General features: G+C 39.2%; 16 protein-coding genes. 1 reads left to right on the forward strand and 15 read right to left on the reverse strand.

The window, feature by feature from the left end; all coding sequences use genetic code 11:
• Positions 1–53: 53 nt before the first annotated feature.
• The 7 genes from ACZYT3_RS06005 to ACZYT3_RS06035 all read right to left on the reverse strand — a co-directional run bounded on the left by ACZYT3_RS06005 (position 54) and on the right by ACZYT3_RS06035 (position 5,156).
• Complete coding sequence (locus ACZYT3_RS06005) at positions 54–743, reverse strand: DNA/RNA non-specific endonuclease (protein ID WP_464088042.1); 690 nt, start codon at positions 741–743, stop codon at positions 54–56.
• 269 nt (positions 744–1,012) lie between these two features.
• Positions 1,013–1,513 (reverse strand): cyclophilin-like fold protein, encoded by a 501-nt coding sequence (locus ACZYT3_RS06010; RefSeq protein ID WP_464088043.1) that lies wholly within the window; start codon positions 1,511–1,513, stop codon positions 1,013–1,015.
• A 3-nt stretch (positions 1,514–1,516) separates the two neighbouring features.
• A complete protein-coding gene (locus ACZYT3_RS06015; RefSeq protein WP_294560924.1) occupies positions 1,517–2,263 on the reverse strand; it encodes an amino acid ABC transporter ATP-binding protein in 747 nt (248 codons plus the stop codon).
• Positions 2,264–2,272: 9 nt separating this feature from the next.
• Positions 2,273–2,932, reverse strand: a complete 660-nt coding sequence (locus tag ACZYT3_RS06020) for an amino acid ABC transporter permease (RefSeq protein WP_294560925.1) — start codon at positions 2,930–2,932, stop codon at positions 2,273–2,275.
• 4 nt (positions 2,933–2,936) lie between these two features.
• The gene (locus ACZYT3_RS06025) at positions 2,937–3,728 is read right to left on the reverse strand and encodes a transporter substrate-binding domain-containing protein (protein WP_294560926.1); all 792 of its coding nucleotides are present in this window, start codon (positions 3,726–3,728) and stop codon (positions 2,937–2,939) included.
• Entirely contained in the window at positions 3,725–4,903 is a 1,179-nt protein-coding gene (locus tag ACZYT3_RS06030; RefSeq protein WP_464088044.1) for a MalY/PatB family protein, read from the reverse strand. Before ACZYT3_RS06030 ends, ACZYT3_RS06025 begins: the two co-directional genes overlap by 4 nt.
• A 13-nt stretch (positions 4,904–4,916) precedes the next feature.
• Positions 4,917–5,156, reverse strand: coding sequence for a MerR family transcriptional regulator (locus tag ACZYT3_RS06035; protein WP_294560928.1), 240 nt, complete (start codon positions 5,154–5,156; stop codon positions 4,917–4,919).
• A 130-nt stretch (positions 5,157–5,286) separates the two neighbouring features.
• Here ACZYT3_RS06035 and ACZYT3_RS06040 point away from each other — a divergent pair, with 130 nt between their 5' ends.
• On the forward strand, positions 5,287–6,180 hold the full coding sequence (locus tag ACZYT3_RS06040) for a LysR family transcriptional regulator (protein ID WP_464088045.1): 894 nt from the start codon (positions 5,287–5,289) through the stop codon (positions 6,178–6,180).
• 15 nt (positions 6,181–6,195) lie between these two features.
• Here the strand turns inward: ACZYT3_RS06040 and ACZYT3_RS06045 are convergent, their stop codons facing one another.
• The 8 genes from ACZYT3_RS06045 to ACZYT3_RS06080 all read right to left on the reverse strand — a co-directional run bounded on the left by ACZYT3_RS06045 (position 6,196) and on the right by ACZYT3_RS06080 (position 11,707).
• Entirely contained in the window at positions 6,196–6,525 is a 330-nt protein-coding gene (locus ACZYT3_RS06045; protein WP_464088046.1) for a putative quinol monooxygenase, read from the reverse strand.
• A 10-nt stretch (positions 6,526–6,535) separates the two neighbouring features.
• Positions 6,536–7,573: an aldo/keto reductase gene (locus ACZYT3_RS06050; protein ID WP_294560931.1), complete on the reverse strand. Its 1,038-nt coding sequence runs from the start codon at positions 7,571–7,573 to the stop codon at positions 6,536–6,538.
• A gap of 77 nt (positions 7,574–7,650) precedes the next feature.
• Positions 7,651–8,322: a DUF4405 domain-containing protein gene (locus ACZYT3_RS06055; protein ID WP_464088047.1), complete on the reverse strand. Its 672-nt coding sequence runs from the start codon at positions 8,320–8,322 to the stop codon at positions 7,651–7,653.
• Positions 8,323–8,332: 10 nt separating this feature from the next.
• Positions 8,333–8,875 carry a flavin reductase family protein gene (locus tag ACZYT3_RS06060; RefSeq protein WP_464088048.1) on the reverse strand — a complete coding sequence of 181 codons (543 nt, stop codon included), beginning with the start codon at positions 8,873–8,875 and terminating at the stop codon, positions 8,333–8,335.
• A gap of 270 nt (positions 8,876–9,145) precedes the next feature.
• On the reverse strand, positions 9,146–9,601 hold the full coding sequence (locus tag ACZYT3_RS06065; protein WP_464088049.1) for a hypothetical protein: 456 nt from the start codon (positions 9,599–9,601) through the stop codon (positions 9,146–9,148).
• A 103-nt stretch (positions 9,602–9,704) separates the two neighbouring features.
• Positions 9,705–10,298, reverse strand: coding sequence for a helix-turn-helix domain-containing protein (locus ACZYT3_RS06070; RefSeq protein ID WP_294562017.1), 594 nt, complete (start codon positions 10,296–10,298; stop codon positions 9,705–9,707).
• A gap of 139 nt (positions 10,299–10,437) precedes the next feature.
• On the reverse strand, positions 10,438–11,220 hold the full coding sequence (locus ACZYT3_RS06075) for a hypothetical protein (protein WP_464088050.1): 783 nt from the start codon (positions 11,218–11,220) through the stop codon (positions 10,438–10,440).
• 10 nt (positions 11,221–11,230) lie between these two features.
• Complete coding sequence (locus ACZYT3_RS06080) at positions 11,231–11,707, reverse strand: PTS sugar transporter subunit IIA (protein WP_464088051.1); 477 nt, start codon at positions 11,705–11,707, stop codon at positions 11,231–11,233.

Consider the following 11,707-nt stretch of genomic DNA (forward strand, 5'->3'; position numbering starts at 1 on the left):
CTCCTAAATCATTACAGCTTTAGGATACCATATCTTACATACTTATACAATATCTATTCAGCCAGCCGGCTGCTTCCGTCAGCATAATTAATGATGATTCCCGGCTGCACATTATAGACAAAAACATTGAAGCTGATACCATCATCTTCAACTGATCGTGCTTCCATGACAACACCGCCGGCAACCAGATTATTTCCTTCAAATATCGGTGTTATCCGATACAGCACATGATGTCCTGTTTCTTTAATATAATCGGCAACAAGATTTTCAAAAGGAAGCATTCCCTCCACATTCATATAACGGGTTCCTGTGATCAGATTTAATTCATTCGCATTTTCACCGGCCAGCTGATAACCGATCAGATGACAGCGGTTATATAAATAATTGCCTTCTATAAGTCCATCATAGCGGATCGTATGCCATCCGGAAGGCTTGATCATCCCGATCGATCCTCTCTCCTCATCAGGCATCAGCTCACGGCCAAGATTGGCATAAGCAGTCCCACATCTGCCTAAATCATCTAATTCGCTATAAAGTTCAAAGGGCTGTGTCGTAAGTTCGCTTTCTTCAAAAGCAGGAACATTCCCGTTTATTTCAACATAGGGACTGCCGTCATAAGAGGGAATAGAAGCGATATCAATGATTTGAGAATCATCTTTGAAATCAAAAAGATCAAATTCCTTTACACAATAAGCTCCAAGCAATACAAGGATACCAAACAGGACCTTACCTGACTTTTTCATTACCCATCCACCTTCCTATAATTATTATAAGATAATTTTCTCATGAATGTCGAAAATATTTATCAAATCTGTCCTCATCACCTTTTGCCATACCAAAAAAAAAAAAGAATGCAGCCATAAAAACAATCTCAGCGGTAGTGTTTTTGAAAATATGCTTCCATGGCTTCTTCTCCTAAAAAAATACCCGGTTATCCTTCGATAACCGGGCGACATCTTAAAAGCTGACAACATATAGCAGCTGTTTATTAATAGAAATCAACGATTTCTGCCTATCTTTCAAAATCCACTTCAACGCTTCCGCTGCCTACTACCTCTGCAAGATCCCCTGCATCCTTGAGATGTCCAAGAGGCGTATAGCTGTAAGAAGTAGTAAAATCATCATAAAACAAGACGATGCAGTCTGATCCAAAAAGCATCAGATCACCGGTATGAATGGATGAAGGCACAAAAGGCTCCGTAGGCAGGCTTTCATCGAGATAATAATATTTTTCATTGCCATTCAACGGGCTCATATGTAATGTCATCGGCAATCTTTCCATCAATGCCTTGGAGCTTTCATTGTCAACCATGCTGACCTCATATGTTTTCCCATTGACCGTAAGCTGCAGCTTTAGCTCTTTTTCTTCCATATCATGGATCTCCTTTTCATCTTCTGTCGTATTTTCTGTCACGTTTTCTTCATTTTCCATCGGCTTTTTTTCGGCTTCTTCCTTCTGATGAATAGCACAGCCTGCCAGCATTAGCATCAACATCAAGATGATTTTTTTCATTGATCATCCTTCCATCCTGTTTTTAAATGAATTTAAAAACTGCTGCGTACGCTCATTCTTAGGAGAAGTGAAAAAATCATCCGGATTTCCTTCTTCAACGATCTTTCCCCGGTCCATGAAGATGACCTTGGTGCTCACGTTTCTCGCAAAATTCATCTCATGGGTCACGATGACCATCGTCATGCCGTCTTTTGCTAATTCCTTGATGACCGAGAGCACCTCACCGATCAGCTCCGGATCAAGAGCACTTGTCGGCTCATCAAATAAAATGACTTCGGGATCAGTGGCGATTGCTCTTGCGATTCCTACTCGCTGCTGCTGTCCGCCTGAAAGCTGATGCGGATAATAATTGAAACGATCTGCCATTCCTACCTTGGTCAAGGCCTTCATTCCTATTTCCTCAGCTTCTTTTTTAGGCATCTTGCGGGCAATGATAAGCCCTTCTGTCACATTCTCCAATGCTGTCTTATTTCTAAAAAGATTGTAATTCTGGAAAACAAAAGCGGTTTTTCTACGAATACGGGCAATATCATTTTTACTGATATGATTCATATCAAAGCTTTCACCATCAAAGATCATTTCTCCGGCATCTGCTTTTGTCAGATAATTCATGCAGCGTAAAAGTGTCGTCTTACCGGAACCACTGGGTCCTAATATACAAATCACATCTTTTTTTTCGACCGTCAGATCAATGCCATCCAGTACCTTTAGATCATCGAATGATTTTTGCACATTTTTGATTTCAAGCATTTCTTCCTCCTATTCTATCTGCAGCTTCTTTTCACAGATCGTTTGCAGCTTTGTCAATACCGTACAAAAAATGAGGTAAATAAGAGCTACTTCACAATATAAGGCAAATGTTTCATAGGTACGTGCCGCAATTCTCTGCGATACCTGAAACATTTCCGTAATCGTGATGCTTGCCGCTAAAGAGGTATCCTTGACCAAACCGATCAGGGAATTGCTTAAAGGCGGAAAAGCTGTTTTCAGCGCCTGCGGCAATATGATCCGGCGCATGGTCTGAACATAGCTCATACCCACGCAATACCCTGCTTCCAGCTGTCCCTTCGGTACAGATTCGATCGCTGCACGAATCGTTTCAGATGCATAGGCTCCCGTATTGATCGAAAAGACCAGGATCGCGGCAGGAAATGCATCTAAGATGATGCCTAAGCTCGGCAATCCATAAAAAATAACAAATAATTGAACGATCAATGGAGTCCCTCGAATGATCCAGACATAAAAACGAGCCAATGATTTTAAGATGCGAATATTTGCTACCTGTACAATTGCAGTAAATAAGGCAAGGATCAGTCCCAAAGTAAAAGATATGATCGTTAAGGGAATCGTTATCTTGATTCCCTGCATAAAGATCTCACCGAATGAACTGATCAAAATATCCATAAGCCGCTCATTCATACATTTACTCCTGCTCAGTTACATCCATACCAAAATATTTCTCTGAAATCGCACGTAATTCACCTGAAGCACGCATCTCATCCAAAGCCTTGTTGATTGCCTCTAAAAAGCTTGTTTCACCCTTTCTCACCGGAACCAGTGAAGATGAAGTAGAATCAGTATAGGCAACGATCTTTACAGGTTCATCCGGATGGTTACGCATATAATCACCAAAAGCCGTTTCCGCATTCAACGTAACATCAGCACGTCCTGTTCTTAACAGATCCATGACCTGATTTACCGTATCGACGCTTACCAGCTCTGCACCGTATTCCTCAGCCATACGTCCCCAGCTGCTTGTCAAATTCTGGGCAGCACGTTTACCGGCAATATCCTCAAAAGAAGTAACATCTGTATTGCTTTCAGGAACCAGTAAAGCACCACGAACATATGTATAAGGTTCAGAAAAATCATACTTTTCGGCACGCTCCTCAGAATATTCTACTTCGTTGATGACCGTATCCACTCTTCCCGAATCCATGGCCGCAAACAAAGAATCCCATTCTGCTTCAAAGAATTCAACATCAACACCTAAATGTTCACCGATCGTTCTTGCAACCTCCACATCAAAACCAACTAAATTGCCATCTTCATCATGATAGCTGTTTGGTGAATAGGTTCCCTCTGTTCCAACAACCATGACACCTTTTTCCAATATCTGGCTCAGCTGATCCTCAGATTCATTTTCATTTGAACAAGCGCTTAACACCGTACAAGCCAAAGCAAGGCTCATTCCCATTTTTAATAATTTCTTCATTTTATTTCCTCCTTTTCTTTTTCCAACATTTCAATACCTGTTTTCAATCTTTTCAAAGCATCATCGATCATACTTCTCGGATAAGCTGTATTCATCCTTAAATAATGAAAGCCGTCGCCCCGATAGATCTTTCCCGAAGACAAGATCAAACCTGTTTTCTCTCTTAGATATTTCGCAAGCGTATCTGAATCGATGTCCAATTCACGGCAATCGATCCATAAAAGATATGTCGCTTTTGAATCCAATACCTTCAATCCTTTGATTTCACGCCGGATATATTCACGCACCCGCTGTTTATTTTCAAAGATATAAGCTCTTAATTCATCCAGCCAATATTCCGAACGATCAAAGGCAGCAACCGTTGCATTTATCGCAAAGGCATTCGGCTCAGCCACCTCATCCGTATTAATGGCCCGATTGATACGATTCCGGAGCCCCTCATTCGCAACGATGATCGCCGCACTCTGCAATCCGGCAAGATTAAACGTCTTTGAAGGAGCAACACATATGATGCTGTTCTGAAGACAGCTTTCAGATACCGTACCATACGGTATATATTCTTCATGCGGATCTGTCAGATCGCAATGAATCTCATCGGATAAGACAACCACATGATATCTTTCACAAAGCTCTCCGATACGTCGCAATTCGTCCCTTGACCAGATCTTTCCGATCGGGTTATGAGGATTGCACAGGATCATCATCGTCGTCTGAGGATCGGCAAGCTTCTTTTCTAAATCTTCAAAATCGATCTCATAATCGCCATCCTTTTCAATTAACGGACATTCCAAGGCGACCCTTCCGTTATTTAAAATAGAATTGAAAAAGATATTATAGACCGGTGTCAAAACGACAATCTTTTCGGCAGGCGTCGTAATCTTACGGACACTGCTGGAAATTGCCGGTATCACCCCTGTACAGAACATGAGCCATTCCTTTTTTATTTCAAAATGATGTCGCCGCTTCCACCATGAAATGAGGCTTCTCTGCCAATCTTCCGATACATCGCTGTAACCGAAAATACCATGTTTGACTCGTTTTGACAAGGCTTCGATAATTTCCGGTGCAGCCTTAAAATCCATGTCTGCTGTCGATAAAGGAAGCTCATTTTCCAATACATCCCACTTTGAAGAATTTGTTCCTCTTCGATCTGTCACTTCATCAAAATTAATCATCTTTTCCCTCCATTCATTTTTTTCCTTTTTCATCATCTTCGATCTGGTACGAAAAATAATCCAAACAATCGATCTGACGTTGTCCTTCATGTACCTGCTCCAACAGTTTTTTACGATGCTGGGAAATTACCTTCTTTCTTTTTTTTATATCTCCTTTCTCACAGCATTCGATGATACAGTCAATCGTATCACAGTCACAGCCGGCATCTTTTAGATTTTGTTTAATCGTATCTTCTGTTAGTTTCTTTTTCATGATCACATCTTTCCTTTGCAGATATATTCTATCACCATGTCATTCAAATAACCAATACTTATATTTAATACTTTACTATTCTTGATATGAATAGCAAAATGAATTATAATACTCATCAGGAGGGATGATCATGGAACTACGAGTCTTAGAATATTTTTTAGCGATCGCACGTGAACAGAACATTTCTGCGGCTGCAGAATTTCTTCATCTGTCCCAGCCAACCCTTTCACGACAGATGAAAGAGCTGGAGGAAAGTCTGGGGAAAGTGTTATTTATCCGCGGCAACCGTAAGATAACCCTTACTGAAGAGGGCATGATCCTGCGGAAACGGGCACAGGAGATTTTAGACCTGGTTAAGAGGACAGAAGATGAGATCTCACTTACAGATGAGATCGTTGCCGGAGATATCTATATCGGTGCCGGTGAAACAGAAGCGATCCGTCTGATTGCCAAGGCCCTTTATCATTTACATGGCGATTATCCTAAGATCTGCTGTCATATTGCCAGCGGTGATACGACGGATGTGATCGAAAGACTGGATCGCGGACTTTATGATTTTGGCTTTATACTCAGCCAGGTTGACAATTCAAAATATGAATATATCGAAATTCCTTATCATGATACCTATGGCATTCTGATGAGAAAAGATCATCCTCTGGCAGATAAAAAAGAAATTACACCTCAGGATCTCGAACAGCTGCCGCTCATCGTAAATAGAAATATCCATGATGGCGACCTATTTACGACATGGCTAAAAAAAAGCAGCGATGAGATCAATATCGTCGCTACTTATAATTTATTATATAATGCTTCTATCATGGTAGAGGAAGGATTGGGATGCGCACTGGCACTCGACAAGATCATCAATGTATCCAAGCACTCAAAGCTCTGCTTCATTCCGCTGGCTCCTCCTCTGCAAATAAAAATATATCTTATTTGGAAAAAATATCAAAAGCTATCAAAAGCCGGTGAAAAATTTTTAGAAAAAGTCTACGATATGTTTGAAGACCAGCCTCAATCATAACAAATCAAGCTAAGCTTACCTGACAAATTTTTTATCTGCTTCCGTGATTCCCTGATCATCCGGTATATAGCGTTTTGCTTCCATGTGCAGATCATACTTTTCCCTCAGCTTCATGATCTCATTCATCAGCTCTGATGCATGATGACGATCAAGTGCTGCCTGATCTTTCCATGCATCGATCAGCAAAACAGTTTCAGGATCTTTCATCGAATAAAAATAATCATAGCCTTCATTTCCTTCGACATGACGGATACGATCCGCAATCCCGCTGCTTTCCATTTCCTCAGCAAACTTTACTGCATTTTTATTTTCACCTTTATAAAATAAATTCATGATAATGCTCATACAGAACCTCCTAGATCGTCTGGTCACCCGTTGACCAGACATGTTTTTCATTTGCCGCTGATTGCGTATTCTGGGCCATGACACCAACTAAGGCATGCGGCACATAACACTCCTCCAGATACGTCATTTCTTCTTCGCTCAGTTTCAAATCAACTGCCCTGACAGCCTGTTCGATATGACTGACCTTCGTCGTACCGACGATCGGTGCGGTTACCTTAGCTAACAGCCAAGCCAATGATATCTCCGTCATGCTGACACCATGCTTATCAGCCAGTTCCATGACTCTTCCAATGATGACATGGTCCTGTGCTGCCGTCGCATCATATTTCAGCTTTGCATAACTATCTTCGACCAATCTCTTGCTCGTTTCATTCGGACGTTTGGATAATCTTCCACCGGCTAAGGCACTATATGGCGTCATAGCGATATTGTCCTGTGCACACAGCTTGGCCATCTCTCTTTCTTCTTCCCTGAAGATCAGATTATAATGCCCCTGTACCGACACAAATTTCGCAAAACCATATTTTTCAGCCAGTGCATTCGCCTGTGCCAGCTGAAAAGCAAAACAATTGGAAATACCGATATATCTCGTCTTACCGGATTTCACCATATTATTCAAGCCTTCCATGATATCATAGAGCGGACTTTGATAATCCCACATATGATAAATATAAAGGTCCACATGATCCATACCTAAATTTTCCAAGCTCTTATTCAACATTCTTTCGATATGCTGCTGGGCACTGATTCCCCTCTCGATCTCCTCCGCAGTACGCGGCAGAAATTTAGTGGCAACCACGACCTCATCTCTTTTCGCAAAATCACGCAAGGCACGTCCCAGATACTGTTCACTGGTTCCGCTTTGATAAGCAATTGCCGTATCAAAAAAATTTACGCCCAATTCAAGTCCGCGATGAATGATCTCTCGGCTCTGCTTCTCATCAAGCGTCCAGGAATGCTGGCCTTTATGAGGATCACCAAATCCCATACATCCCATACAAACCGCTGACACCTTTAAATCTGAATTGCCTAATTTCCGATATTCCATAATTCCTCCTCCATGATCTTTTTCCTAATATCCATCAATCCAAGGCTTTTGGCATCACAGCCAGATTCTTTCCTATATTATCTCCCTCTTGAAAAAAAACGCAACACTTTTGAAAGATAATATGCGATAAATATAAAGAAACCCATCAAAGCCAGATAATCAAGATAAAACTGAATGACTGATTCACTGAAATCTAAAAATACAAATTCTGTGCGAACAAACATATACGTCATAAAATCCCGTTGGATAAACTGCATAAGCCCTATACAAGCGATCACCATGGCAATCAAAAACAACAAGCATGATTTGAGATGATGAGCAAAGTGAAGATGCTTATGTGCAAGTCCAAGAACCATCCGCCAATGCAAGCCTATATGTAAGGCCATAAGCACATAGCTCCAGTAAGCAGTGGCCATATGCAAGACTCTGGCGAAGGATATCAAACCTTGAAACTTCAGGAAAAATAATACATGCTCAGATAACAGGATACTGCTTGTCACAAGCCCGATCATATCGGCTACCAATAATATGTCGATCACGCACAAAATGACGCGTATCCATGTATATCTGCCATGAATAAGACTTTTATACCAATGCACATTCAAGATATGATGCATCACAAATAAGAAAAACAAGAAAAAACCAACCCACTCATGAGCTGCTTCTCCCCAGAACTGATAACCCATCAAAAACAAGAGACATATCGTCATAAGGATATCGATTGCAAGTTTTATCTGATATTTTTTCATCCTTCACCTTTTATTTATGAAATGTCATACATTTTCCTAAGACATCTCCTGTTTTTAAATATTCATAGGTAGGCATTTCAAATAAGACAGGCTTTAATTTTCGATAATCGATCTTATCATTTTCATTTAAGACAGATTCATCTGCATATGTAGCTTTGATCTTACAAATAAAGCTTTCAAATCCTTTTGTTTCATAAATATCATCTACGACACAATCCATGACAAGCAAAGATTTCTTCATGAGCGGTGCTCCCGATTCCATGACTTCATATTCAAACAAGCCTGACTTATCCTCAGTATGACCGCTGACACAGCCAACATGATCGGCTTGCGGCAAAAGATCTTCATCTATGATATTGACTGAGAGCGCCTTTGTTTCTTTGATGCCCTTATTCGTATAATGTGGCTGGGCCAGACTTACCATGATGCGGTCATGACCGATGATGCCTACATGACCTACCAATACCCAGTTCGGCTTACCTTCTACCATAGCTCCTACAACTACTAAAGGTGTAGGATATAAAGCTAACACTGATCCAATATTCTTCTTCATACATTCTCTCCTTTTTTTACTAAATTCCAACAAGGACCATAACGTCCATCTCTAAACAAATCTGAAGCTCTGGCACATTGACTGACATCTGTTATCAATCGTGTCAAGAGTGGCAGTCATTTAATGCATTTTTCTCGATTTACCTGATGCATATCAAAAAGCATTAAATGATAAGCATTAAATATGTATAAAGACCTCCTTTACATATAAGATTATAGAATCGAATTCTTAATATGTAAATTACTTATAATCTATAATGAATCATGCCTTTTATGCATGAATCACCAAGAAAATGATTTTCCTCTGATTCCTTGCTCCTCTTTCTTTCACTGGTATCCGCCATGTCTTTACCAGATTCCCTTTCCTGTCGATCTCTGCAAGCGCTATATGATCCCTGTTGATATCCATTCCGATACTTCCCCTGCCTTCTTTCCTTCTTCTGCGCTTATAGCGATAGGCTTCGATATCATGCTTCAGATTCTTTTTCCCACCGAAACATACACTTTTTGGTCTTTCCATGTATCTTTCCTTTTTCTGCTTTTCTCTTGTTAATCGGTATTTTAATAATTTGATCTGATTCTTCAGCTTCTTTATTTCAGGATCGATTACAGTTGCTTCATACAGATAGTCCTTTTCTGTTGTTTCATTCTGTTTCGTTTTTTGAATCAGTTCTTCCTTTTCACAAATGAACTTTTCTAATTTTGTTTCCTTTTCTTTGATCTTCATTTTGATCCTCTTCATTCTCTTTCATTATCTTCCTGTCCATCAAAATTGAAATTTCCTAATATATAAAAACCTGATACAAGCTGTATCAGGCCTTATCATATTCTTATCTTACCTTCCATATATACCGCCAATATTTCAAATTTAAGATGATCACACAGACTGCAGTAAGAAGATCTGACAAGAAATAATTGATTCCTGTTTGATGAAACGGAAGCATCTTTGGTAAGAAAAATATCGAAAATATCATGATGATTCCTACCATGATTTGAAATCTGTCCATCCGATGTCTTTGACTCATATCTCTGGAAGTAATAAACATCAGAATTATTCCGATTCCAAATAATATAAGCCAATAAAACGGCAGATCGACATATAATCCGGATGAATAGCCATCCCATCCGGCATTGACAAGAGCAACGGCCAGAAATCGGCCTATAAGCATTTTAGAATTATGCTGACGTTCTTTTCCTTTATTTTTTTGTCGTATCTCTTCATCCTTTTCACTTGTATCAACTAAATCTGATACATTTGTTTCCAATAAAACAGCCAGCTCTGCTAAGTTTGCCGCTGAGGGCTCGCTTTTGCCGCTTTCCCATTTTGCCACTGCCTGTCTGCTGATTCCTAATTGATCAGCAATATACTCCTGTGAGAGCTTTAAATTTATACGTCTGTTTTTTATATTTTCAGCTAATGTCATATAAAACCTCCTACACACAGATTATAATACAAATGCCCGTTCCTGCAAGCAACTATGCGGCAACTTGACAGTTACCTCATATATTTTCTAAGCATTGCCATGATCAAAAAAGCTCTCTGTTGGATAAGAGAGCTTTATTCTATTTTTTTAATCTTTTTTTAGGGATCCGACATTGTTGATAGAAATAAACACCATAAGTCATACCGGATACGATGGTCATATAACTAACCACCAATTGCATGCCGATACTTTGTATCAGATAACTGATATCAGTTGAAAAGAAGGGTTCTAATAATTGTTCATCAACAACGGCAGCATGTTGCATAGCCTGATTGATCTGCGGTGCATATACGAATATATTCAGTAAATATATGACTAAGCTGCCCAGAAAAATGATCAATATGGTCTTAACCAGAATATTAAAGATAATTCCTTTTGAATGAATAAACAGCTTCACACCTTTTAATAAGGCCTTAAAGATATTTTCATCATTTTGTAGTATTTCATATAAGGTCAGATGATTGATGCAATTAAAGCAAATAACAGAAAAGAATATAACAAGCGGCAGAAATTGAATGAACGTTTGATGATCCAAAGCTAATTTGATCAAAAATATGCCAATACCAATCACAGAAATATAAATAAATACCAATGGAATCAATTTATTTTTATATTTCAAAATTTCACTGAAATTTTTATATGAATATTCCTCATGTTTCACAATTTTAGCATACAGAAGATTCATTCCGAACAGAAAGATCAAATTGATGACAAATGCGAAAATCATCGGAATCAGGTTATTATTCAATTTTTGAAATAATAAAGATACAATGGAACAGCCAATTGCCACAATAAGGCAATAAGCCAATAATTTCATTCTGTGCTTTGTAATTTCTTGCTTTGCTAATTGCATCGTATTCATTGACATACTCTTATACCGTTATTGCTAGAAAGCCATCTTCTTGTGACTCTACAATTCCTTCCTTTAATAATTTAATTTTCCGATTATTTGAATTAACAACGATAATTGGACAAATCATGTTAACATGCTGTTGTTTAAAAAAATCTAAATCAACCTCTACTAACAGATCTCCTTTTTTTACTGTTTGATTCAACTCAACATGAGCTTTAAAGCCTTCACCTTTATAATGAACCGTATCAAGACCTAAATGTATCAGATACTCATTCCTGTCTTCTGCCTTGATCCCGACAGCATGTCCTGTTGGAAATAAAGCTGTAATCGTACCGTTTACCGGTGACAAAACTTTTCCATCCATCATTTCAATGGCAAAACCATCTCCCATGCTCTTACTGGAAAAGACTTCATCCGGGACTTCTTCTATCGTCATCAGCCTTCCCTTAAAAGGAGAGCTGAACGCTGTTGGTTTTGGTTTAAAAAATTTGAACAT

It is taken from the genome of Traorella sp. mt218, from assembly GCF_055420025.1.